This window comes from Hallella faecis (assembly GCF_018789675.1).
GTDB lineage: Bacteria > Bacteroidota > Bacteroidia > Bacteroidales > Bacteroidaceae > Prevotella > Prevotella faecis.
The window spans coordinates 1-23,797 of the sequence record NZ_JAHKBE010000022.1; the positions used below are offsets into that span (position 1 = coordinate 1).

Sequence of the window (23,797 nt, forward strand, 5' to 3'; positions counted from 1 at the left end):
GGCGCAAATATGCGCCCAAAGGAAACGGGAAGGATGAAAAGGTGAAAAAAGAGCGTGCAAAAGGAAAAAAGAAAGAGAGAAAAGGAGAGAAAAAGATGAAAGGAAGATGAAAGGAGGATGAAAACGGGACAAAAGAGAATGAAAGGAGGATGCACCTCTGCGAACGCCACCGAAAGATTGCGACACACCTCCCCCAAAACTACACGTTTGTTTTCAACAGCAAGGATGTTTGGCGCAAATGCGCGAATCTCAGCGCATTTACATAACCACCTACTATTCAACGCCTTACATCAGCAAGCGCACCTTCAATCCTCCACACTCCACGTTCCACGCTGCGGTTAGGCATGTTTCGCACCCCGGAACGTGCCTAACCGCACGACGAAAGACGCCCGATCGAGGCGAGGATGGGCATCTTTCGCAACGCGATACATGGCCTATCGCAACGCGCAGCTCCGTTTGGCCAGTCACGATCGCGCAAAAAAGGGATTTTCGCTCGCTGGTTTGAACAAAAACACGACACAACATATAAGCCAAAAAACACAACAACAATAACGCTAATTACCCTAAACCTACCCTATTTGGGTTAGACCATAACAAAAAGAAGGTAACTATTACTATTTATCCTTTCTGCATTTCTGTAATTGATTTATTATCATCAGCAGGGATGAATTCTGGTCATAAAACAATTTTCCGTGCCAACACCCGACTCGCTACACGATCAAGTATTGACACGGAAATATTTTTACCTGTTAGGCCCCAATGTTAGTTCCATCCTTGTTTGCAAGGATATTCACGGTTTGTTTATCGCCTGCCGCGCCTCATCATTCTTTGGAAGGCTTGGCGATGGAATTTCTCATCGGCTCGTATAATCTTGAGCACAACACCTGCTGGCAATACCTTGCAGAACTTCTTGTGGTATTCCAGTTGCAGCTCCTTCATCTCCAAGTCGACGAGGTCGCACTCCCTGATGGCTTTTGCGGCCGCCTTATTGTCGCGCGTATCGACATGCTGGTAATAGCGCATCTTGTTGAACAACATGCGTTGCTTCTTTTGCATTTCCCGATAGAGGGGGAAGAACTTTGCAGCCTGATATGGGTTCAGGCCAGCTTCCGTGGTGATGAACTGTTCCAAGTCGGCCTCAAAGCGTGCTGGGTCGAACTTTTTGGGCCTTTCTTGCGCTTGCGTCTGCAAAGCCACAAGGGCCACCACCATAATGAATACCAATCGTCTAACTATCTGTTTCATTTTCACCTCTTGTCGTATGTTACTTAATGTCGGCCATGTATGCGTACATGTCGTTTGAGTCGAGCATAGCGTAGTCGGCCAGCGCGTCGGCCGAAGAGTAGGAGGATGTGACGGGGACCTCCGCCTCTGCCACGTGCTTCTCCCCCGTGTCACTCGTCTCGTGGTGGAGATAAGCGCCCAGTCCTACCAATCCGATGCAAACGCTTGCTGCCGCGGTAGCCACAACCTTGCGATAACGCCTCCAAAACGAAGGCTTGATATCGCAGATGACGGCCGTCTGCCCATTGTCGGCTGCAGGCAGATGATCCATCATACGGGCGGTAAAGTCGTCGAAATACCCGTCGGGCACCTTGAAAGGCGCCTTCCGCCCAAATGTAGCTTCTATATATTTCTCTTCCTTTTCCATATTACTGCTTTTATCTATTTGACGTTTACAAACCGAAAAAGTTTAAATTACTCCATAAATTATTCATTTCCTTGCCGTAATGGCTCAATCATGGCTATGGAAGAACTCCTCTATCTTTTTCACCGCATGGTGATAGCTTGCCTTGAGCGCCCCCTCTGTGGTATCGAGCACCTTGCTCATCTCCGAATATTTCATTTCATCGTAATAGCGCAAGGTAAAGACCGTTCGTTGCACATCGGGCAGCGAGGCAATGGCCTGTTGCAGTTTGGCAGCTGTGGCGTCGCCATCAAAATACTCGTCGGCCATAAGTTGTGCCGCCACCGTGGGGTGCTCTTCTGTGCTCACCTGTTGTTCGTTCCTTTGCTTTCTGATGAGGTCGAGCGCCTCGTTGATGGCTATGCGATAGAGCCATGTGGAGAGTTTCGCCTTTCCCTGGAACGCGCCCAAATGGGTCCAAGCCTTCATCAGGGAGTTTTGCAACACATCGTCGGCATCCTCATGGGTCAGCACGATATGGCGAATCTTCCAATACAAAGGTTCGCTATATGTGCGGACAATCACCGAAAAAGCCTCACGTTGCGTTTTCGGGTTCCTCAGCATACTGATGATTTTCTCTTCGCTATACTCTTCCACGGGTTATGCCGCAATGTTCTACATGAATGAACTGATTCGTTGCCAAATGGGCGCGTCGAAGCCATACACGTCGCGAAATGTGTCCCATCCTCCCCCATCGTGGGGATACAACGTATAATATAAGACGAAGACAGGCACCTGGGGTTTAATCCTCACCTGCCCCACCAACATCTTTTTGTTGAGCGTATCGAGCACCTCCTGCTGCTGTTCGGTAAGCAACTGACGGTCCTTTCCCAATACCGACACGTCTGCGTTGATGGAATAGTTGATCTTCTCGAACATCTCGGGGCTCTGCTCCTTGAGCAAGAATCTCGCCAGTTGGAATGGCTTTTCCAGTCGAACGCACCCATGACTGATGTCGCGTTCGTCCCTTCCGAACACGGTACGGTTGGGCGTGTCGTGCAGATAGATGGAGAGATTGTTGTCGAAACGGAAGATGATTCTTCCCAACGAGTTGCCGGCGCCTCCCTCCTGCACCACCATGTATTCGCCACTAAGCAACATATCGCGGTTTACGCGTTCCACCTGAACCACCTTTCCCGTGCGCCGTTCTCGGATAAAATATCTGTGGGAGGCGAACCAGGGTGCGCTCCCCGCATGATGCACGATGCTGCTCTTCACGATGCTCTTTGGCACGATCCATTGCGGGTTGACATCCACGCGCTTCAAGGCGCTCACCAGCAATGGCGTCTTCGTTTTCAGGCTGCCACACACCATACGCATCGTAAGCGTTTCCTCCTCGTCCTTTGCCACAAGGTGGAACGACGGAATGTTCACCATGACATATCGCTTATGCAGATAAGGCTCGTCGGACAATCGCCACCTACATCGCTCCATGTTGACCATGATGAGTTGGCGGCCATACAAGTGCGCCGAGTCGCCATGGAGCATGTGTTTCAACCTGTGGTACAAGGGGTTGCTCGGCTCCACCTCATCCATAAACGCCCCTACGCTATCGCTACGCACCTTCTGAAACGCCATCTGGTAGAAATGGTTGTCGGGGCTCTCCGTCTTCACGTCATACAATGTGCGGTAGGACACCCGAATGGTGTCGCCATCATGTGGGTCGAGACGGTTGTAGACCGTTCTCGGGTTGACGAATCCAAAGCGTTGCCCCACCACATAGCGCAGATAGGCCCGCGTCAGGTTGTATTCCAATCGGCCCAACACCTTGCTGGCCTGGTTGTCGTGCCCGTCGAATTGGAGCGTGCGCATCCTTTGCAGGTCGGCCGCAATTTCCTCCACGCGAAACCTCTTGGGCGAGAAGCCCATGGCCTCCACCTTTCCGATGTGGTCCAGCAAGCTGTCGGCGCGTTGGTCCACGCCAAAACGGCCGATCCAAACGAACCGGCCTTTGTCGTGATAATAATTTCTGATGAATCGGTCAGCTTGGCAAACCACCTTGTCCGCAAGCATGAGCTGTTCGATCTCGGCATAAACCTTATGTGACCGAACGACATAATGGCCTACCCTGAGCGAATCGTAATCGCTCAAAGCAAGGTCTTTGTAGGGATTGCTTCTTTCCGAGCAACTGGCCACTAAGCATGCCAACGCAACGAAAACCAATCCCCTAATGGCCAGAAACACGTTCCAGCCCGCTATTATCGAATGGAGATTTTCCGAACGGTTTTGCCAACCTTTACGATATAACATCCTTTCGGCAGATTGAGATTGTAATTCTTATCAGCTCCATCGACCTTCACACTCATCACTCTGACGCCCGTAACGTTGTAAATGTAGAGCGTCTGCCCAGAGGCCCCCGTGACATGCAACACACCCTCGCTGCTGATGGAAATGGCCACCTGCTGCGTCTCGTTGTCGATGATCTCGATGGCCGACGCTGCCTTTACGGTTTGCGGCAGCACGCCCATGAACAAGGCGAGAAATGAAACAAAAAGTATTCTTTTAATCATACGCGTAATCTATAATGGTCTTTGCGCCCATCTTTCGCCAGGCGCCTCTCCTTTTGTTCTTTTCGATACAGGATGCCACACGCCCTTAGCCCCTCCTTGCGAGGCGTAACAACAATATGCCATCTCTCCTATGCAAAGATATAGTATTTCGAAGAAAAAAAACGCCGAGCGCTAATCTTTTGTCACTTCGTTAAGATAAATTAACCATGCGTGCACAATAAATCGGGAAACACGCGCCATCAGAGGCGTATGACCTGCCCCTCCTGTCCCAAGAGGGTGTTGGAGAACACCTTTTTCGCTTCTATGAGCAGCACCTTCTCATCCTCATAGCGTGAGCTGTAATGGCCGAGCACCAGTTTGCCCACATGCGCGTCGCGTGCCACCATAGCGGCCTGTCGCGCCGTGGAATGGTAATAGAGCCGGGCGCGTCCCTCGTTGGGCGTGTCGTAGGTCGACTCGTGGTAGAGCACGTCGACACCCTCCACCATCCGATGCAAGGCGGGCATGTAGCGCGTGTCGCTGCAATAGGCATAGGCGCGCGCCTTCTCGGCCGGTGTTGTCAGGCGCGCGTTGGGAATAACGTCGCCCTCCTCTGTGGTCCAATCGGCGCCATTCTTGATGTTGTTGATGTAGCAAACCGGAATGTGGTAGAAGTCGATCATGTCGCGCTTGATATGCGGCAGCGTGGGTTTCTCCCGGAAAAGATAGCCACAGCAAGCGATGCGATGGTCGAGCGGTATGCTACTAACCGTCAGACTCTTATCCTCATACACCACCTGGCATTTTGTTGTGTCGACGGCATGAAACACCACCTCGTATTCCAGTCCCTGACAGAACATTTCCATCTGGGCCTTCAGCATCGGTCCGAGCTCTCCAGGGGCGTACACATGGAGCGGACTGGTGCGTCCCAACATGCCGAAGGTGGAGATCAGGCCCATGAGCCCGAAGCAATGGTCGCCATGGAGGTGTGAGATGAAAACCGACTGTATGCGTGTGAATCCAATGCGCGATTTCCGCAGTTGCACCTGTGTTCCCTCGCCACAATCCACCATCATGAGTTTGCTCCTCACCTCCACGACCTGCGATGAGGTATGGTGCTTCAGCGTGGGCAAGGCGCTTCCACACCCGAGAATATGAATCTTAAACGGTTCCATGCACAAATGAGATGTCTACGCGTCTTTCTTGACACGTTTGTAAACGAAGATGCCGTCGTGGTTCTCGAGATAGAGCGAGTCGGCGCTCAGCTGGTCGATGTCGAACGTGTCGCGGTTGAGCAGGAGCTGTCCGTTCAGGATTTTCCACTCCGTCCAGGGATTCGACTCTGCCGTTACATTCGACTTGATGAGCCCTCCCTCCAAGATCTCAAAGTTCTTGTCGAGGCTGGTCCATTTTCCCTGGAGCGTGGTGAGGTTGATGACCTTCGTGGCCACGCGTTCCCCATCGCGATCGGTAGCTCCAATGACTGCCAGGCGGTCGCCCACGAGCAATCCGCCCTGCACGCACGACCTACCCTCCTCATCTTCCTGGATGATATAGGTAACCGAGTCGCCCGCATCGGTAATCAGTTCCACGGTGTGCATGGCCGTTCCTTCGCCACACACGCCATACACCGTGCTGTCGGCAACCGTGTCGCCCACCATCAGCGTGGAATCCTCGCCTTGGGCCTTTTGGCCCTTCGATTGGCATCCTGTGACACACCATGAGGCCATGGCCAGCAGGACAAACGCAAATGTCAATTTTTTCATAATTCGCAATTATTTGTTTTCTTTCGCTTTCGTCTCGTCCCACAGCGCATCGAGCTCGGCGAGGGTCATATCCTTCATTTCTCTGCCCATCTCCTTCGTTTTCCGCTCCACATAGCCGAACCGTCTGATGAACTTTTGGTTTGTGCTTTCCAGCGCGTTGTCGGGGTTCAGGTGGTAGAGCCGCGCCGCGTTGATGATGCTGAAGAGGAAATCGCCCAGCTCCTTGGCCGAGCGCTCTTGGTCGCCCTTTCTCAGTTCGGCCTCAAACTCATCGAGCTCCTCGCGCACCTTGAGCCACACATCCTCCTTCTTCTGCCAGTCGAAGCCCACGTTGCGGGCCTTGTCTTGTATGCGATACGCCTTGATGAGCGAGGGCAACGAGGCAGGAACTCCCGAGAGCACCGACTTGTTTCCATGTCGCTCCCGTTGCTTTCGCTGCTCCCACGTGCTCTCCACCTGCGTTGCCGTTGTGGGGTTGGGCGTGTTGGCGTTCTGCTCGTCGGCGTAGACCACCTGTCCGCGGTCGTTGATGACCAGTTCGGAGCTCGACACCGTCCATGCCGGGCATCCCGCCATCGTCGTGTCGGGTCCCCAGTCGATGAAGTCGTGCCGGAACATCAGCTTGTCGCTTTGGGTGTCGCAAACGTCGGCCACGTCGAAACGGCCTTCCTCCTCACCCAGCATGGAATAGAAAACAACATGCTCCATGAGGTCGCCCAACTCCTTCTTCACCTCCTCCAGGTTGCCACACGCCAAGGCGTCGGCCAACTCAAAGACCTCCTCTATGGAGTAAGGGCGCAAGCTTTCAAAAGTTTGTTTCCTATCCCATGGGCAATCTTTTCGCAAACGGTCCTGCACATCCAGCAACCGTCCAAAAGCCTGAAGCTTTTCTTCTCTCGTATGCATAAAAACCAATTAATTTGGTGCAAAGATAATGGTTTTAGGTGGAAAAGTATTAATTTTGCATCGTTTTATTAGATAATAAGGTATAAAAGAACGATAAAATCACATGGAATTAGCAAGTAAGTACGACCCCAAGGTAGTGGAGTCTAAATGGTACCAGTACTGGCTTGACAACAAGCTCTTCAGTTCTAAACCCGATGGCCGCGAGCCCTACACGGTGGTCATTCCCCCACCCAACGTAACGGGTGTGCTTCACATGGGCCACATGCTGAACAACACGTTGCAGGACATCCTGGTGCGCCGCGCCCGCATGGAGGGCAAGAACGCTTGTTGGGTGCCCGGCACCGACCACGCCTCCATCGCCACGGAGGCGAAGGTGGTAGGCCGTCTGGCCGAGCAAGGCATCAAGAAGACCGACCTCACCCGCGAGCAGTTTCTGGAGCACGCCTGGGACTGGACGCGCGAGCACGGCGGCATCATCCTCAAGCAGCTTCGCCACCTGGGTTGCTCATGCGACTGGGACCGCACATCGTTCACCATGGACGACATTCGTTCCAAGAGCGTCATCCACGTCTTCGTAGACCTGTACCGCAAGGGTTACATCTACCGTGGCGTGCGCATGGTGAACTGGGACCCGCAGGCCAAGACGGCGCTCTCCGACGAGGAGGTGGTTTACAAGGAGGAGCACTCCAAGCTCTACTACCTCAAATACTACGTGGCTCCTGAGGACCAGGCTTCCGTGAAGCGCCTCGACGAGGGCAACGTGATGCACCAGGACAGCAAGGGCTACTACGCTGTGGTGGCCACCACACGCCCTGAGACCATCATGGGCGACTCGGCCATGTGCATCAACCCTGAGGATGTGAAGAACACATGGCTCAAGGGCAAGCGCGTCATCGTGCCGTTGGTGAACCGTTGCATCCCCGTCATCGAAGACTCATACGTCGACATCCAGTTTGGTACGGGTTGCCTGAAGGTTACTCCAGCCCACGACGTCAACGACCACATGCTGGGCCTGAAGCACAACCTGGAGACCATCGACATCTTCAACGACAACGGCACGCTCTCTGAGGCCGCCGGCTTATATGTGGGCCAGGACCGCATGGATGTGCGCAAGCAGATCGCCATCGACCTTGAGCAGGCCCAACTGATGGAGAAGGTGGAAGACTACGACAACAAGGTGGGCTTCTCCGAGCGCACCAATGTGCCCATCGAGCCGAAGCTCTCCACCCAGTGGTTCCTGAAGATGCAGCACTTTGCCGACATCGCCCTCGACCCTGTGATGAGCGACGAGGTGGAGTTTTACCCCAAGAAATACAAGAACACGTATCGCTATTGGCTTGAGAACATCAAGGACTGGTGCATCTCGCGCCAGCTGTGGTGGGGCCACCGCATCCCGGCCTACTACTTCGCTACGACCGACGGCAAGCGCGACTTCGTGGTGGCCGAGACGGCCGAGGAGGCCCTGGCCATGGCACAGGAGAAGAACCCTGCGCTGACCGCCGCCGACCTGGAGCAGGAGTCCGACTGCCTCGACACGTGGTTCTCAAGCTGGCTCTGGCCTATCTCGCTGTTCAACGGCATCCTCGACCCCAACAACGAGGAGATCAACTACTATTATCCCACCTCCGACCTGGTGACGGGTCCCGACATCATCTTCTTCTGGGTGGCCCGCATGATCATGGCCGGCTATGAGTATCGCGGCAAGATGCCGTTCCGCCATGTTTACTTCACAGGTATCGTGCGCGACAAGCTGGGACGCAAGATGTCGAAGAGTCTTGGCAACTCGCCCGACCCCCTGGAGCTCATCGACAAGTATGGCGCCGATGGCGTGCGCATGGGCATGATGCTCGCCGCCCCCGCCGGCAACGACATCCTGTTCGACGAGACGCTCTGCGAGCAGGGCCGCAACTTCAACAATAAGATCTGGAACGCGTTCCGACTGGTGGAAGGCTGGAAGACGGCCAACATCGAGCAGCCCGCCACAGCCAAGACAGCCGTGGAGTGGTTTGCCGCCAAACTGAAGGAGACGGCCAAGACGCTCGACGAGCAGTTTAAGACCTACCGCATCTCTGAGGCGCTGATGACCGTTTACCGCCTCTTCTGGGACGAGTTCTCCGCATGGTACCTGGAGATGGTGAAGCCCGCCTACATCGACGGCCAGGCGCAGCCCATCGACAAGGCCACCTACGAGGCTACGCTCCACTTCTTCGAGACCTTGCTCCAGATGCTCCATCCGTTCATGCCGTTCATCACCGAGGAGCTGTGGCAGCACCTTGGCGAGCGTAAGGAGGGCGAGAGCATCATGACCTCACAGCTCCATATTGGCGAGCCCACCAGCGACGACGAGAAGTTGTGCGCCGCCGTGGAGAACGTGAAGCTCATCGTGGCTGGCGTGAGATCGGTTCGCAGCCAGAAGCAGATCGCTCCGAAGAAGGAGCTCGAGCTGCAGGTCGTGGGCACCAACAGCTACGCCGCCTTTGCCGACATCATCGTGAAGATGGCCAACCTCAAGGCTTTCACCACGGTGGAGAGCAAGGCCGCCGACGCCAGCGCCTTCATGGTCGACACCGACGAGTTTGCCGTTCCTGTGGGCGACCTCATCGACGTGGATGCCGAGATAGCCAAGCTCGAGAAGGACTTGGAGCACCTGCAGGGCTTCCTGACGGGTGTGAAGAAGAAGCTCTCTAACGACAACTTCGTGGCCCACGCCCCCGAGGCCGTGGTGGAGCGCGAGCGCAAGAAGCAAAGCGACGCCGAGGAGAAGATTGCCGCCATTCAGGAGAGCCTCAACGCCCTGAAGAACAAGTAAAAATCCCCCGATTATAAGCATCACACCATAAGGCCCTCCGCCACCCCTTGCCCACAAGCGAGGAGCGACGGAGGACTTTTGTTTTGTGTGGGTCATCCAACATTTCGAGAGCTATCACCCCTTCTGCCGGTGGGGCTTCGCCGAGTATCGTGTTCTTAGACCCCAAGGGCCGTCGCCGTAGGCTGCAGGCCGACCCATGCGACATGTGGAACCACCTTATTGTAACATGTAACATGTAACAATGTAACACATTATCCTCGCATAAGACAGGCGGCACCCCGATTTGCACTAACTTTGAATAAGATAGGCGGCACTCGGAAGAAGAAACCAACAAGTTCGTTTCGTTCTTCCCTCGATTTGCACTAACTTTGAATACATGAAGAAAATACTATTCCTACACGGTTTCTTCGCCACAGGCAGTTGCCCGATGGCGCTGGCCTTGAAAGAGGCTTTCGAGGGAAGGGCCATGGTGCTCACTCCCGACCTCCCACTCCATCCCAAGGAGGCTTTGAAGGCCATTCGCTCCCTTGCCTACAAGGAGCGCCCCGACCTGCTTGTCGGCAACAGTTGCGGAGCGTTTCTCGCCCAGATGCTGGCGCCTGTGGTGGGCGTTCCGGCCCTGCTTGGCAATCCTTACTTCAAGATGACGGAGTTTCTGAAGGAGCGCATCGGCGAGCATGAGTATAAGGCGCCACGAAGAGACGGCAACCAGCGGCTGGTGATCAACGAGGCCCTGATTGCGGAGTTTGCGGAGCTCGAGGCCGTGCAGTTTGATGGCTGCACACCTTATTATAAGGAACGCGTGTGGGGACTGTTTGGCGACCACGACACGCTGGCCCACTTCTGCCCGCTCTTCCTGGAACATTACCGCCACGCCTTCCATTTCCCTGGCGGCCACACGCCTACCCAAGAGGAGGTAAAGACCTGGTACGCGCCCCTTGCCGCGAAGATGATGAGGGAATATTCGGAAAAAGAGAAAAAAGAGAAAAAAGAGGAATAACAAATGAGCAGGATAAAGGAAGAACAGCAGGTGGTGGAGCAGATGGTACGGCTCTATTGCCGAAAGAAGGAGGGCCATAAGGAACTGTGCCCTGGGTGCCAAGAGTTGCTACAGTATGCCACGGCACGACTGGAACGCTGCAAGCATGGCGAGAACAAGCCCACTTGCAAGAAGTGTCCCATCCATTGCTATCGCCCCCAGATGCGGGAGCGCATGCGCGAAGTGATGCGCTGGGCGGGGCCGAGAATGATTTTGTACCACCCCGTTGCCGCCATCAAGCATATCCTAAGAGAATTATAGCGTATGGCTTGTTGGATTATCCAACACAACTGCCAATAATGGCAGATTATATATAACGAAACAAACAGACAAAACACATCTCAAAACACACAGATGGAAACCGAAAGATTTTTACTACGCCATTGGCAGGAATCGGATGCGGAGCACTCTACAAGTATGCCTCCGACCCCGACGTGGGGCCGCGCGCGGGATGGCCGGCACATAAGTCGGTTGAGGAAAGCAGGGAGGTCATACGCACATTCTTCCATAACGACACCACGTGGGCCATTGTGTTGAAAGCAACGGACGAGGCCATCGGCTGCATCGGCTACTACACCCAAGCCACCAGCAATATCCCCATCGGCAAGAACGACTGCGAGGTGGGCTACTGGATAGGAAAGCCCTATTGGAACCAAGGCATCTGCACGGAGGCTCTGAGGCTGATGCTCGACCATTGCATCCGCGTGAAGCGTTTCGAAAACATCTGGGCCGACCATTTCACGGGCAACCCCGCATCGGGGAGGGTAATGGAGAAATGCGGCTTTGCCGACACGGGCCTGCTGAACCAATGCAGCCAGCTCGTGGGAGGCGACAAGGATATGGTCAAGGTGTTTAAGTATAAAGGATAAAAATAAATGAACATGAACAAAGCCTGTCCATCTACTCTCAATGCGCAAGGAGAAAAACGGAACACTTCGGCATTAACGCCCGCTTATTCCTCGTTGCCAATCTCACATATAGGATATTGAGGAAAACACAATAGCGAGCAGTCTAACTAAGCCTCTTGTTAAAATAGCGAAAAACAGAACAGAAAAGCAAGTAATAGTTCATTTTCTATTCAATATTTTACTATTTTTGCACCATGACAATGGATTTAGAACATATAGGCAACATACCCGTCAGCACTTCAGCTATAGCTTCATTGTTTACGAATATTGAAGCGGGGAATCAGAAAGTACGCAGTCTTGAGGCGGCTCATAAGATTATCCGACTCAAGAAGGGGCTATATGTGGTAGCCCCAAATGTGTCTCGTGTTGCCCTATCCACAGAACTGATAGCCAATCATCTTTATGCCCCTTCGTATGTGTCTATGCAGACAGCCTTACGTTATTATGGGTTAATACCAGAAGCTGTTTACACCACTCAGTCGATGACACTAAAGCACTCCCGCAGTTTTGACACTCCTGTCGGGCGTTTTGAGTACAAGAACATGGCAAGAGAAGCCTTTTCCATAGGAGTCACAAGCGTCAACATGCAGAGCTACGCCTTTCTGATGGCTACGCCAGAAAAAGCCCTCTGCGACTTAATCGCAAATTCTCCGAAGGTTAATTTGCGTTACCTGAAGGATGTAGAGAACTATTTGGAGGAGGACATCCGAATGGAGATAGATGATTTCAGGAATATGGACATAAGTATATTTGAGCAATATGCACAGGTTGGCAAAAAGTCTAAATCCATAGAAACTCTAACTAAATACTTAAGGAAATGAGCACAAACGAGATATTCAATCAAATGCTTTCGAGCTATGACATAACGACCGAGCTGCAAAAGCGAAATGCCATCTTTGAGGTCAACCAGCAGATTATTCTTTCTGGCCTTTACAATGGTGGCTTTTTCAACGAGGCAGCTTTCTATGGTGGAACGTGTCTGCGCATATTCCATGGATTGCATCGTTTCTCTGAGGATATGGATTTTTCCCTGCTCGCTCCGAATGAAAACTTTGATTTCACACGTTATTTTCAGCCCATCATTGACCAATTCGCCATGGTGGGTAGAGAGGTTGAAATCAGAAAGAAGGACAAAAAGAACTTTGGCAAAGTGGAGTCTGCCTTTCTGAAAGACAATACAGATGTGTACGACATTACATTCCAAACGGAGAAATCTGTTAAGATCAAGATTGAAGTTGACACTCAACCTCCTTTGAAATTCCAAACAGAACAGAAATTGCTTCTGCTCCCCCAATCTTTCATGACACGATGTTTCACTTTGCCAACCCTCTTTGCAGGAAAGATGCATGCATTGGTGTATCGCGCATGGAAGAACAGAGTTAAGGGGCGCGATTGGTACGACTTCGAATGGTATGTTCGCCACAATGTTCCTCTCAACTTCACTCACTTGTACGAAAGAGCCTTGCAGTTCAATCACGAAGAGCTTGACAAGCAGGCGTTCCTTCAAAAACTGAATGAACGTCTTGCCACGGCAGACATGAACCAAATAAAGGCAGACGTGCTGCCTTTTGTCAGGAATCCCACAGAGTTGGATATTTGGTCGAACGATTATTTCATGGCACTTGCGAAAATGATCAGATTTGAATGAAAGACCGATTTGGGGTTTAAGTACAAAGGATAAAAAAAAACAGTAAATATCATGACAAAAATAAGAAAGGAATCGAGAGCCATGGATAGCGGGTGGGCATTGGAGGTAATGCACAAGGCCCCATACATAACCGTTAGCTTTATCGATCACGACGGGCACCCCTACGGCCTACCGCTCTCGCTCGCATCCGACGACGACGCCAACTGGTATTTCCATGGCGCCTTGGAGGGCAAGAAGCTGGAGGCCATCAAGGCTCATCCAGAGGTGTGCCTCTCCGCCGTAACCCGTTGCGCGCCTACGGTGGGCCCGAAGGACGGCAGCTTCACCCTGCAATACAAGTCGGCCGTGGCGTTCGGACGGGCCGAGATGGTGACCAACGAGGCAGAGAAGACCCATGCCCTCCACCTGATTTGCCAACGCTTCCTACCCCATCATATGGCCGCCTTCGAGCCGAGCGTAGCCCGCTCCTTGGGGCGCACGGCCGTGGTGCGCATCACGCTGACCGAACCACCCACCGGCAAGCGCAAGCAGTATGACAAGGAAGGCGTGGAGATGAAATATGGCAGGATGGAATAATACCGGTTCTTCCGCCAAATGCGTGGATATGCGCCCCGAAGGGTATAAGCATATAACAGAAGGCTGTTGCCCTTACAGGCGCATTGCTCTATCGCTACGATTCTTTCAGCCCTTTCAGCCATTCCAATCCTTCCAACCCCCGCAGTTTTGTTACATTGTTACATGTTACAATAAGGTGGTTCCACATGTCACATTCGTCAGGCGCCCACCGCCTACGACCTCCCCAACAAGGCCATGCCCCAAAATCAACATTCGGCGTGAAGGCTTAGTTCGGCGGCCTAAAGGGGAAGCCAAAGCCGAGCAAAGGCCAATGGAGGTCAATGCAACGCCTGTATGGGCCACATATCCACATTCACCTGCCGCTCCACCTGCCGCTCCACACTATCGGGCAACGAAGCAAAGAAGTCGAACCCCGTGATGCGCTCCACCTCGTCTACACTATTCACGTAATCGCCCCACGGATGGCGCTTGTCGTTGTTGCGATAAATAAAGCCGATGGCTTGCGGCGTGCGGCCCATGCGCAGTATCACCTTGAAGAAAGCCTCGGGCACCACCACCTTGTTCTTGCCAATGGTCTTGTGCCTCTTATTGTAAAGGACAGGTCCGCACACCACGTAAATGCTGCCATACTGCTCCGCCCATTGGCGGCATTGCGCCTCCAGGTTGTTCCAGTCGCCAATGTTCAGCACATGGTCTTGCGGACAGATGTTGGTCATGAGGAACGACTGCTCCATGGCCTCCGCATCCCACTTGTTGTCGCCCGCCGGGCACATGTGGCCACGGTCGTAGCCAGAGCGCATATAGTCGTAGGTGTCGACACGCGGCTCAGGCACATCCTCGTCCTCATGGAAAGGTATGCCCTTGCGCTTGGCATAGCCATCCACATGCTCGGCCGTTAGATGCCACGCCACCCAGTTGGGTATCTTGGTCGTGGGGTTATAGGAGGCCGTGTAGCCCTTCCGCTTCAATACAATCTCATCCGGACTTGTTCGGAACGCCGGCAACTCATAGCCCTCACCACCTTCGCCGTCGGCTTGCGTGTCGTCACCGTCCCTACCCGACGGCTCGTCTTGTTGTGCCGTTGGGGTGTCGGCCACCACGCTCACATCCTCCTTCGTCTCGGCATAGGCCCGCAAGGCCTTCTTCGACACGGGCGTGCAAGCCGCCACGATGATGCCCAAGAACAACGCTATGCATAAGTGTTTTCTACCATTCATCTGCTTTTGTTTCTATGTTTGAAAAATCCTGTTTCTTAGTTGAATCTATTTTGGACTGTAAAGTTACAAACATTTTATCCCTTATAGATAGAAAGGATGTGATTTTTTTTGAACCATTTAAACATATACAGGAAAGAACAAGTTATAGCTTGATACAAAAACCAAAGCTTCATTCACTTCTACGCCCAATTTTGCCAAAAGACGCTCTTTATAATCACTCTAAAAAAACACACTTTGGTTTTGCAGAACTTTGATTTTTTCTTAATTTTGCACACAACAATCCAAGGTGACTGGGATAACTGACCGAGCAGTATTGTTCACGCTCGTGAATAAAAAAGGAGCAGATGTCGAAAAGCTTATAGAGTAGATAAACAAACTTAAAAATAAGCAAATTGATGAAAAAGAACCTACTCATTATTATGGCCCTCCTCATGACCATCAACACCCTGGCCCAAGAGCTCGCCCTGTATCACGTCACCTACGACTGTGAAGCCAAGAGCGCAGCTGGTGCCGCCAAACTTTACAGATGGAGTCTCGACATTGGCAAGACGACCGCAGTATTTTATAATGACAACGAGCGTGGCTTCAACGAAGACCTGGCCAAGCTCCATGTTAATGGAGACCCTATCAGAGCGTTGGAACAAATGGATGCACTTAACAAGAAATATCCCACTAAGAACAGTCTGCAAGTACTCTTGGGAAGTCCCCAGAAGGACAAATACACCTATTTTAATAGCATACTCAACTCCAAGTTGAAATATGAGGAGCCATTGCCCGAAATTGCCTGGCAGTTGGCAGACAGCTCGAAGACCATTAGCGGCTATGAATGTCGGCAGGCCCAAGGCACGCTTTACGGCAGGACATGGACCGTCTGGTACGCTATCGAACTGCCACTCAACTATGGCCCTTACCTGCTTCGCGGCCTGCCTGGCCTGATTCTCGACGCCGCCGACAAAGAGGGATGTTTCCATTTCATGTTGGCAGGAATAGAAAAGGCGTCGGGCAACAAGACCATCTCCCTGTTCATGGACAAGGACGCACAGAAATGCACGCGCAAACGCTACCTGAAGATGCGGACGGAGACCAATGGCCTAAGCCAAAAGCAAATCGTCGATCGCGTGTTGAGCCAAGGAGGCTATGACGAAGATGCAAGCGCAACCGAAATCACAGACGACAAGGACAATGACATTTCGGACCAGGTGTTGCCCAAGAAAAACTTCTTAGACAAAGAATGAGGTATTGTGTCCTTCTGCTAACGCTCTTCTTGCATGTCCCCATTTTCGCCTAGACCTTCACGGGCAAGATCATCAGCGAAAAGGGCGCACCCGTGTCTAACGCAACGATTATGGCGTTGGACAAGAATCGTCATGTCGTCGCCTATAGCATTGCCAATGGGGAGGGAACTTACAGATTGGTTATTCCCAATGGCAAGGACATTGATACGATCGACGTCAACCATGTGGGCTATCAGAGAAAATCCCTTACACGCTCATCATTGAAGGACGACATGACCATCACGCTCAAGGAGGGCTGTTTTCTCCTGAAAGAAGTGAAGGTCAAGGCGCAACGCATACAAAGCACAGGCGCCACACTCACCTATAGCGTGGCAGGGTTTAAGCAAGCGCAAGACCGCTGCATAGCAGACGTGATTGCGAAAATGCCAGGACTGGAGGTGAAAGCCGACGGAAAGATTGAATACCAAGGCAAAGCCATCAACAAGTTCTATATAGAGGGTATCGACCTCATGGGAACCCAATATGGAATGGCCAACCAAAACATCTCGGCCGACAAGGTGAAGAGTGTGCAAGTGCTCGAAAACCACCAACCCGTGAAGTCGTTGCGGGGAGTCTCTTTCAGCGACCAGGCTGCCCTCAATCTTGTGCTAAAGGACGACGCCAAGGCCGTCTGGACAAGCTCGGCCAACATCGGACTGGGCTATGGTAAGGACATCCTCTACGACAACCGACTGATGGGCATGCGATTCGACAAGAAACGCCAAGCGTTGATGATGTACAAGAACAACGACACAGGCAAGCAACTCGGCGATGAGGTGCTCGACTTGGCAGCATTGCTCAAAGGAAGAACGGACGCGGAGTCGGGCCTTCTCTCCATGACGTCGCAGAATGCGCCCAACTTGGACGAGGACCGATACACCTTCAACCATAGTCACCTGGTGGCTGGCAACTGGTTGTGGAAGACGGGACATGACGACGAACTGCGCCTGCAAGTGAACGGCCTCATAGACCAGACTGACATGCAGAACCGCACATCTTCCACCTACCTCACCCTCGCCGACATGCCCGTGATCGTAGAAGATGAGGACGTGAACAACACCAGGAGCGAATGGAAGGCGGAAGCCAACTATCAATACAACGGTTCGAAGAGCTTCATCCAAAACAACCTCAAGGGGTATCTCGACTTCAACAAGAGCAAGGGACGGATGACCTGCGACGGACGAAACACGGCCATGACGGTTAAGCCAAACAAACGTAGTCTTACCGAGGATTTCCAACTTTCGCACACCGCTGCCAATAACAACGTATATCATGTGGAAAGTTATTGGTCATACCATTACCTACCTGGTCAACTGCTTACCATCAACAAACAGACCGAACGGCTCAATCTCAGCTTCTTCTCCACCCAAAACGCCCTCCTTTACAAGTTGAAGATGGGACGCCACTATCTCAACAACGAGTTGGACGTCAACTACGACCGCCAGGCCATCGCCGTGGCCATGGGCGAAGAGGCTGAGCAAGAAAACACCTACCAGCTGTTCCGCGTCTACTGGACACCCTCAATGTCGTTTGCCTTTAGCAAGCAACAAGTGGTGGTCAAGACAAGAATAAGCTATGCACACCAAGCTTATCGCCAGTCGAGGACTGGCCACCTGTGGGTGGACCCTTCCATCCAATGGAACTGGAAGGTCTCTGCCCTCTCCAGTTTCTCCGCAGATGTGGGCTATACGAACTCGCCCCTGACGGGCAAGTCGATCTACGACACGCCGATCTTTACAACATATCGTACGCAGAAGATAAACCAGGGCAAGACGGCTGTGACGCATGACCTTCGCGCCACAGCAACCTACAAATACGCCAACCCCGTTTGGGGGGTGTTTCTCAATGTAAGCCCAATGTACGCCCGGACATCGGGCAACATCTTGTATGAAAACGTCCTGAACGACCGAATATTCACCATCGTCGCCACGGACAAGAAGCGAGCCACCGAGACCACAGGCTTGTCTGGACACATCAGCAAGACCTTCGGATGGGCCAAGACGCTCCTCGGCCTTGGGGCTTCATTCACCACGACCGACTACTGCATGCTCGTGACAGGAAAGGTGAACGTTGCGCGGATGACGGTAACGTCCGTAGCGCTCAATTTTTCTTTACGCCCAACCAGGCTTCTCTCTGTCGAAGGCCGGTCAAGCGTGAGCTTCAATCAGCAGAAGAACCAGACCGCTCCACAGCTCTCTTCAGGCAGCACCAACGATTGGGAACACCGTCTCAACATTCACGTCTTCCCTGCCAACGGCTGGATGCTGAGCATCAAGAACCAACTCTTCCACACCAACAGCGAAGGTATCGGAACCAGTTTTTTTCTCGACCTCGCCATGAGCTATAAGACAAAGCGATGGGAACTTACATTTTCGGCTAACAACATCATTGGCTCCTCCAAGCTGGAGCAGCACGTGCTGGGAAACACCATCGAGACCTATATGGCCACCCACCTGCGTCCTCGCGAGTTTTTGGTCAACTGGGCCATTGACCTGTAGCGCCCCCACCTGCCCCTAACATCACGGGGCACGCTCGGCTTTAAAACGAGCAAGCACCTTCATACCAAATTCAAAACCTGAAGCAATTATCCTTACAAATCCAAAGCGCTTTCCTCCCCTTCACCACCGACAGTCTGACTGAAAGTGGGGATAAGAAGTTGAAAATTAGACACTTCCAACAAGAAAATTATCAATTTCTAAGAAAAAAAATACAAATCTTTTCTCCATCCCACGAAAAACTCGTATATTTGCAGTCCGAAAGTAAATGATAAGTAAATAAAGGAAACAATAATAAGAAAAGACTGTTTCAGTATATGACAAAAGCAGAGATCATCAACGAGATTACCGACATGACCGGCTTGCAACGCAAGGACGTGTCAGCCGTCGTGGAGAGTTTCATGCTGACTGTGAAGAGAAGCATGCTCGAGAAGAAAGAGAATGTGTACCTTCGCGGATTCGGCAGTTTCATCATCAAGCATCGCGCACCGAAAACTGCTCGCGACATCGGTAAGTGCACCACCATCACCATCGCTGCACACGACCTGCCAAGCTTCAAGCCTGCCAAGGCGTTCGTCGATGAGATGAAAGGTGAATAAATACGCCTTAAGGAACAAAAAATCAATAACATAACAAACATTTTAAACATTAACAGCTATGCCAAACGGAAAAAAGAAGAAAGGCCACAAGATGGCTACGCATAAGCGTAAGAAGAGATTACGTAAGAACCGTCATAAGAGCAAATAAGCCCTGCTGACTGTTCTATGAAAGGGACGTGCCGTTACGGTGGGTCCCTTTTTTATCATTAAAGAGTTATCAAGAGATGACAAGCGAAGTAATAATCAACGTCAAACCACAGGAAATATCCATCGCCCTGCTTGAGGACAAGCGGCTCGTGGAATACCAAAACGAAACACGTTCGGCCAATTTCTCTGTGGGAAACATCTACATTGCCAAGGTAAAGAAGCTCATGCCGGGCCTCAACGCCTGCTTCGTGGATGTTGGCTATGAGCGCGACGCCTTCTTGCATTATCTTGATTTAGGAAGTCAATTCAATTCGTACGCCAAGTATCTGAAGCAAGTGCAAAGCGACCGCAAAAAGCTGTTCCCCTTTGCAAAGGCTTCGCACCAACCCGACCTGAAGAAGGACGGAAGCGTTCAGCAAACGCTCACCGTAGGACAAGAGGTGCTGGTGCAGATCGTCAAGGAGCCCATATCAACCAAAGGACCCCGACTGACGGCAGAACTGAGCTTTGCGGGACGATACCTGGTCCTCATTCCTTTTGGAGATAAGGTGTCGGTGTCCTCAAAGATCAAGAGCGGCGAAGAAAGAGCGAGACTCAAGCAACTCATCCACAGCATCAAGCCCAAAAACTGCGGCGTCATCGTACGCACCGTGGCAGAGGGCAAACGTGTGGCAGAGCTGGACGCGGAACTGAAAATACTGACCAAGCGCTGGGAGGACGCTATCGTCAAGGTTCAGAAAACACAGCAACGCCCACAACTCGTCTACGAAGAAACAGGAAGAGCAGTAGCGCTGTTGCGAGACCTCTTCAATCCAAGCTACGAGAATATTTACGTAGACGATGAGGAAGTGTGCAAGGATGTCAAAGACTACGTGGCACTCATAGCCCCTGAAAAGGCAGGTATCGTTAAGAAGTATACCGGAAAAGTGCCTATCTTCGACAACTTCAACGTCACTAAACAAATTAAGGCAAGCTTCGGAAAAACCGTGAACTATGCTCATGGTGCCTATCTCATCATAGAGCACACCGAAGCCATGCACGTTGTGGATGTGAACAGCGGAAACCGCTCAAGAAACGAGAATGGCCAAGAAGCCACCGCCCTGGAAACAAACTTGGGAGCGGCCGACGAACTGGCACGCCAGTTGCGACTACGAGACATGGGAGGAATTATCGTGGTCGACTTCATCGACATGAACCTGGCGGAAGATCGACAGATGCTGTATGAGCGCATGTGCAAAGACATGCAGAAAGACAGGGCGCGACATAACATATTGCCCCTGAGCAAGTTTGGACTCATGCAGATTACCCGACAGCGTGTAAGGCCAGCCATGGACGTAAACGTCGAAGAGACCTGCCCATCGTGCAACGGAACAGGCAAAATCAAGTCGAGCATCTTGTTCACCGACCAACTCGAAAGAAAAATTGACCAACTAGTCAACAAGATTGGCATCAAGAGATTCTATCTCCACGTTCACCCATACGTTGCCGCTTACATCAACCAAGGGGTGGTAAGCCTCAAGCGGAAGTGGCAACTTAAGTATGGTTTAGGCGTTCACATCATTCCATCACAGAAACTCGCTTTCCTGCAATATGAGTTCTACGACGACAAAAAACAGTTTGTCGACATGAAGGAAGAGATCGAAACCAAGTAAACCGACACGTGGTACCAACAAAAATCCCAAGACATTCATTGCGATGTCTTGGGATTTTTCATATATTAAACGTTTTCTCCTTGGCACCCACACCATGGCTGCCATCGTTCACGCCACCATAGTCTGGCGAAGTCTCGCCGTCGCCAATAGCCAACCCCTGGGTGGGCTTGCCAACTTGTTTCCTTCCAGCTCGCAGGCTTGCCAGTTTGTTGGCTTAGTCACAGAGCAACACATCGCTCTATGCGCCTGTCCTCTTGAAAAGAAACACATAAAGCGTCAGTCCTTTATGAAAAGGAACAAGGGCTTACCCCCTTCTCGGCTTAATGACCGATGGGGGGTTAAGGAATAACCTTGAAGCGGATGCGGAACGAATGGGTCAAGCCATCCCAATTGGTGCCAAGAAGCTCAAAGCGGCCAATCTGCGAGGTAGAGCGAACATGCTTGCCTATGCAGGGGCACACGTCGAAGTCGCCGATGCGCACCAGCCGAATGGTCTCTGAGGCATCCTCGGGCAAGCGGTCGATCTTCACCCCCTCAGGAATATGGTCGCGATCCACAAACTCAAAGGTAACAGGCAGGTCTTCCGCAATCAGCTCATTCATCTTGTCGGCAATGGCCTTCTCCTCTTGGCGAGTGGGCTTATGGTCGAGCACATAGCTTATTTTGCTCTTCTTACGCTCGATTTGGGCGTTCTTCGACCGCTCACAACCAAACATGCGAACCATGACCTGATTGAGCAGATGCTCCGCCGTATGGGCTGGCGGAAACTCCTCTTTGTTGTGAGCGTTCAGCTCGTAAGTCTTGTCCTCCATTTGAATACTGAATTTAAAGATTCTACCCGAATAAGGTGGAAGGTCCATCTCCACCACACCGTCTTTCTTCAAGTTGAATGTGGTGCGCTCATCGGTCAGCAAATCGACGGCCTCCACATCACGCTCCGGCATCTTGAAATAATCGAAGGCATGGCCCGGAATGGTTACTCGCACATGGTTGGCCTCCTCCGAGAAGTTGACAACCACAAGGATTACCTCTTTGTCCTTTTTTCGCAGGAACGCATAATGACAACGCGGATTGAAGCTTTGCGACTGCGGATTGACGTACATGAGGTCGAAGAAATCGCCCTCGCAGAAAGCCCTCTCGCTATTGGCCATGCACAACACCTGCTGATAGATGGCCTGCAAGCGCTTCTCCTCCTGGGTAAGAAGGCGGCGATCGTAGTGCCCCCGACGAAGCGTGTCGACACACCAGTAATCGAAAATCGTGGTGCGACCGTCGCAGCCAGAGAAGCCCTCGGCATCCATGCCACGCTCGCCAAACTCCTGACCGGCATACACCATGAACGGGTTGCAGCCCATCAAAGCCGAAACCATCATGGCAGGAACGGCCTTACGACCATCGCCACAGAAGAAATCGCTGGCTATGCGCTGCTCATCGTGGTTCTCGAGGAAGTAGAGCATGTGTTCCTTGATGTCGGAAACGTTCTGCCAGTAATAGGTGATGCTGCTTGCCGGACGGCGGTTGCAAATGATGTCGCGCACACAATCGTACATGCCCACCTTGTCGTAAAGGTAATCGAACCCAGAGCGCACATAAGTGCGATACTGCTCTGTGTCATACACCTCGCCAATGAACACCATCTGCGGATGGCGCTCCTTCACGATGCGGGTGGCATAGCTCCAAAACTGATGGGGCACCATCTCCGCCATGTCGCACCTGAAACCATCGATGTTCTTCGAAGCCCAATAGAGCAAGATGTCCGTCATCTTGGTCCACGTGCTTGGAACCGGATCGAAGTGATAGCTACGACCTCCAGCGTCGCAATAGTCCACGCCATAGTTGAGCTTCACCGTCTCGTACCAATCGCCTACACCTGGCCGATTGTCGAAACGGTCGTTACCGGTGCACTTGGCGGGATTCTCCACATAAGGATCCTCGCCTTCAGGCGTCGGAACAGGGCACACGAAAGGTTGCCCCGGACAGTAATAGAAATTGTTACGAGGGGAGAAATGCATGTTCACATCATCCTCCTCGCCCAAGTCGGTCACACCAGCCGGACAGCAGATAGAGTGATACTCGCGCGCCACATGGTTGGGAACGAAGTCGATAATGACCTTCATGCCCACATAATGGATGCGTGCCACGAGCTTCTCAAACTCCTCCATGCGATGGTCCACATCAACCGCGATATCGGGGTCAATGTCGTAATAGTCAGTAATAGCGTAGGGCGATCCCGCCAATCCTTTCACAACGGCGGCATGCTGACCAGGTATCCCATTCTGGCTGTAGTTTGTAGTAGTGGCGTGACGAATAACACCCGTGAGCCACACATGGGTAAATCCCATGTCATGAATACGCCTCAGATGGAGGGTATCCAAATCATTCATCTTCCCCACCCCATTCTCCAGCAACGAACCATTGGCCTTACGCGTCTGGTTCTTATTGCCAAAGAGGCGGGGAAGAAGTTGATATACGATAATTTTCTTATTCATTAACAATGTTACCTTGATGCTAAGAAATCATAGACAAAAGGCAGCGCCCTGTCTTGACATCTGAAATCCATTAACACAACAAAGGCAAATCGCCGA

Annotated in this window: 21 protein-coding genes; 11 read left to right on the forward strand and 10 right to left on the reverse strand. The window is 52.0% G+C overall.

From position 1 onward, the window contains the following. Positions 1–801: 801 nt before the first annotated feature. The 8 genes from KM934_RS06620 to mazG all read right to left on the reverse strand — a co-directional run bounded on the left by KM934_RS06620 (position 802) and on the right by mazG (position 6,848). A complete protein-coding gene (locus KM934_RS06620) occupies positions 802–1,245 on the reverse strand; it encodes a hypothetical protein (protein ID WP_252344921.1) in 444 nt (147 codons plus the stop codon). Positions 1,246–1,264: 19 nt separating this feature from the next. Next, the gene (locus KM934_RS06625; protein WP_215759840.1) at positions 1,265–1,651 is read right to left on the reverse strand and encodes a hypothetical protein; all 387 of its coding nucleotides are present in this window, start codon (positions 1,649–1,651) and stop codon (positions 1,265–1,267) included. A gap of 84 nt (positions 1,652–1,735) precedes the next feature. Then, positions 1,736–2,251 carry an RNA polymerase sigma factor gene (locus tag KM934_RS06630; RefSeq protein WP_215759882.1) on the reverse strand — a complete coding sequence of 172 codons (516 nt, stop codon included), beginning with the start codon at positions 2,249–2,251 and terminating at the stop codon, positions 1,736–1,738. Between the two features lie 51 nt (positions 2,252–2,302). Then, complete coding sequence (locus KM934_RS06635) at positions 2,303–3,778, reverse strand: L,D-transpeptidase scaffold domain-containing protein (protein WP_252344922.1); 1,476 nt, start codon at positions 3,776–3,778, stop codon at positions 2,303–2,305. Between the two features lie 107 nt (positions 3,779–3,885). Then, a complete protein-coding gene (locus tag KM934_RS06640; RefSeq protein WP_215759841.1) occupies positions 3,886–4,197 on the reverse strand; it encodes a T9SS type A sorting domain-containing protein in 312 nt (103 codons plus the stop codon). A 239-nt stretch (positions 4,198–4,436) separates the two neighbouring features. Continuing rightward, complete coding sequence (locus tag KM934_RS06645; protein WP_215759842.1) at positions 4,437–5,351, reverse strand: ribonuclease Z; 915 nt, start codon at positions 5,349–5,351, stop codon at positions 4,437–4,439. 15 nt (positions 5,352–5,366) lie between these two features. Next, the gene (locus KM934_RS06650) at positions 5,367–5,942 is read right to left on the reverse strand and encodes a lipocalin family protein (protein WP_215759843.1); all 576 of its coding nucleotides are present in this window, start codon (positions 5,940–5,942) and stop codon (positions 5,367–5,369) included. 9 nt (positions 5,943–5,951) lie between these two features. Beyond that, complete coding sequence (gene mazG / locus KM934_RS06655) at positions 5,952–6,848, reverse strand: nucleoside triphosphate pyrophosphohydrolase (protein ID WP_215759844.1); 897 nt, start codon at positions 6,846–6,848, stop codon at positions 5,952–5,954. A gap of 103 nt (positions 6,849–6,951) precedes the next feature. Here mazG and KM934_RS06660 point away from each other — a divergent pair, with 103 nt between their 5' ends. The 7 genes from KM934_RS06660 to KM934_RS06690 all read left to right on the forward strand — a co-directional run bounded on the left by KM934_RS06660 (position 6,952) and on the right by KM934_RS06690 (position 13,828). Then, positions 6,952–9,657, forward strand: a complete 2,706-nt coding sequence (locus KM934_RS06660) for a valine--tRNA ligase (protein WP_215759845.1) — start codon at positions 6,952–6,954, stop codon at positions 9,655–9,657. A 376-nt stretch (positions 9,658–10,033) separates the two neighbouring features. Further along, positions 10,034–10,657, forward strand: a complete 624-nt coding sequence (locus KM934_RS06665; protein WP_215759846.1) for a YqiA/YcfP family alpha/beta fold hydrolase — start codon at positions 10,034–10,036, stop codon at positions 10,655–10,657. A gap of 3 nt (positions 10,658–10,660) precedes the next feature. After that, complete coding sequence (locus KM934_RS06670) at positions 10,661–10,957, forward strand: nitrous oxide-stimulated promoter family protein (protein WP_215759847.1); 297 nt, start codon at positions 10,661–10,663, stop codon at positions 10,955–10,957. Between the two features lie 122 nt (positions 10,958–11,079). Then, entirely contained in the window at positions 11,080–11,565 is a 486-nt protein-coding gene (locus KM934_RS06675) for a GNAT family N-acetyltransferase (RefSeq protein WP_252344923.1), read from the forward strand. Positions 11,566–11,798: 233 nt separating this feature from the next. Continuing rightward, a complete protein-coding gene (locus KM934_RS06680) occupies positions 11,799–12,425 on the forward strand; it encodes a type IV toxin-antitoxin system AbiEi family antitoxin domain-containing protein (RefSeq protein ID WP_215759848.1) in 627 nt (208 codons plus the stop codon). Continuing rightward, complete coding sequence (locus KM934_RS06685; RefSeq protein WP_252344924.1) at positions 12,422–13,252, forward strand: nucleotidyl transferase AbiEii/AbiGii toxin family protein; 831 nt, start codon at positions 12,422–12,424, stop codon at positions 13,250–13,252. The genes KM934_RS06680 and KM934_RS06685 overlap by 4 nt, the downstream gene beginning before the upstream one ends. Positions 13,253–13,303: 51 nt before the next feature. After that, positions 13,304–13,828 carry a pyridoxamine 5'-phosphate oxidase family protein gene (locus tag KM934_RS06690; RefSeq protein WP_252344925.1) on the forward strand — a complete coding sequence of 175 codons (525 nt, stop codon included), beginning with the start codon at positions 13,304–13,306 and terminating at the stop codon, positions 13,826–13,828. Positions 13,829–14,145: 317 nt separating this feature from the next. On the opposite strand, the gene KM934_RS06695 is transcribed toward KM934_RS06690, so the two are convergent. Next, positions 14,146–15,045: a DNA/RNA non-specific endonuclease gene (locus KM934_RS06695; protein ID WP_215759849.1), complete on the reverse strand. Its 900-nt coding sequence runs from the start codon at positions 15,043–15,045 to the stop codon at positions 14,146–14,148. A 395-nt stretch (positions 15,046–15,440) separates the two neighbouring features. Between KM934_RS06695 and KM934_RS06700 the strand changes: the two genes are divergently transcribed. From KM934_RS06700 to KM934_RS06715, 4 genes are all read left to right on the forward strand, one after another. Further along, on the forward strand, positions 15,441–16,280 hold the full coding sequence (locus KM934_RS06700) for a GLPGLI family protein (protein WP_215759850.1): 840 nt from the start codon (positions 15,441–15,443) through the stop codon (positions 16,278–16,280). A gap of 110 nt (positions 16,281–16,390) precedes the next feature. Continuing rightward, the gene (locus tag KM934_RS06705) at positions 16,391–18,817 is read left to right on the forward strand and encodes a TonB-dependent receptor (RefSeq protein ID WP_215759851.1); all 2,427 of its coding nucleotides are present in this window, start codon (positions 16,391–16,393) and stop codon (positions 18,815–18,817) included. 314 nt (positions 18,818–19,131) lie between these two features. Then, positions 19,132–19,413, forward strand: coding sequence for an HU family DNA-binding protein (locus tag KM934_RS06710; protein ID WP_215759852.1), 282 nt, complete (start codon positions 19,132–19,134; stop codon positions 19,411–19,413). A gap of 224 nt (positions 19,414–19,637) precedes the next feature. After that, positions 19,638–21,212 (forward strand): Rne/Rng family ribonuclease, encoded by a 1,575-nt coding sequence (locus KM934_RS06715; protein WP_215759853.1) that lies wholly within the window; start codon positions 19,638–19,640, stop codon positions 21,210–21,212. A 338-nt stretch (positions 21,213–21,550) separates the two neighbouring features. Here KM934_RS06715 and KM934_RS06720 read toward each other — a convergent pair whose 3' ends face one another. After that, on the reverse strand, positions 21,551–23,701 hold the full coding sequence (locus KM934_RS06720) for an alpha-amylase family glycosyl hydrolase (RefSeq protein ID WP_215759854.1): 2,151 nt from the start codon (positions 23,699–23,701) through the stop codon (positions 21,551–21,553). Positions 23,702–23,797 lie beyond the last annotated feature (96 nt).

Bases quoted from the DNA above. Each gene is read 5' to 3' on its own strand.
- KM934_RS06620 (WP_252344921.1), bottom strand. From the start codon at position 1,245: ATGAAACAGATAGTTAGACGATTGGTATTCATTATGGTGGTGGCCCTT.
- KM934_RS06625 (WP_215759840.1), bottom strand. From the start codon at position 1,651: ATGGAAAAGGAAGAGAAATATATAGAAGCTACATTTGGGCGGAAGGCG.
- KM934_RS06630 (WP_215759882.1), bottom strand. From the start codon at position 2,251: ATGCTGAGGAACCCGAAAACGCAACGTGAGGCTTTTTCGGTGATTGTC.
- KM934_RS06640 (WP_215759841.1), bottom strand. From the start codon at position 4,197: ATGATTAAAAGAATACTTTTTGTTTCATTTCTCGCCTTGTTCATGGGC.
- KM934_RS06645 (WP_215759842.1), bottom strand. From the start codon at position 5,351: ATGGAACCGTTTAAGATTCATATTCTCGGGTGTGGAAGCGCCTTGCCC.
- KM934_RS06650 (WP_215759843.1), bottom strand. From the start codon at position 5,942: ATGAAAAAATTGACATTTGCGTTTGTCCTGCTGGCCATGGCCTCATGG.
- mazG (WP_215759844.1), bottom strand. From the start codon at position 6,848: ATGCATACGAGAGAAGAAAAGCTTCAGGCTTTTGGACGGTTGCTGGAT.
- KM934_RS06660 (WP_215759845.1), top strand. From the start codon at position 6,952: ATGGAATTAGCAAGTAAGTACGACCCCAAGGTAGTGGAGTCTAAATGG.
- KM934_RS06665 (WP_215759846.1), top strand. From the start codon at position 10,034: ATGAAGAAAATACTATTCCTACACGGTTTCTTCGCCACAGGCAGTTGC.
- KM934_RS06670 (WP_215759847.1), top strand. From the start codon at position 10,661: ATGAGCAGGATAAAGGAAGAACAGCAGGTGGTGGAGCAGATGGTACGG.
- KM934_RS06680 (WP_215759848.1), top strand. From the start codon at position 11,799: ATGACAATGGATTTAGAACATATAGGCAACATACCCGTCAGCACTTCA.
- KM934_RS06685 (WP_252344924.1), top strand. From the start codon at position 12,422: ATGAGCACAAACGAGATATTCAATCAAATGCTTTCGAGCTATGACATA.
- KM934_RS06690 (WP_252344925.1), top strand. From the start codon at position 13,304: ATGACAAAAATAAGAAAGGAATCGAGAGCCATGGATAGCGGGTGGGCA.
- KM934_RS06695 (WP_215759849.1), bottom strand. From the start codon at position 15,045: ATGAATGGTAGAAAACACTTATGCATAGCGTTGTTCTTGGGCATCATC.
- KM934_RS06700 (WP_215759850.1), top strand. From the start codon at position 15,441: ATGAAAAAGAACCTACTCATTATTATGGCCCTCCTCATGACCATCAAC.
- KM934_RS06705 (WP_215759851.1), top strand. From the start codon at position 16,391: ATGGCGTTGGACAAGAATCGTCATGTCGTCGCCTATAGCATTGCCAAT.
- KM934_RS06710 (WP_215759852.1), top strand. From the start codon at position 19,132: ATGACAAAAGCAGAGATCATCAACGAGATTACCGACATGACCGGCTTG.
- KM934_RS06715 (WP_215759853.1), top strand. From the start codon at position 19,638: ATGACAAGCGAAGTAATAATCAACGTCAAACCACAGGAAATATCCATC.
- KM934_RS06720 (WP_215759854.1), bottom strand. From the start codon at position 23,701: ATGAATAAGAAAATTATCGTATATCAACTTCTTCCCCGCCTCTTTGGC.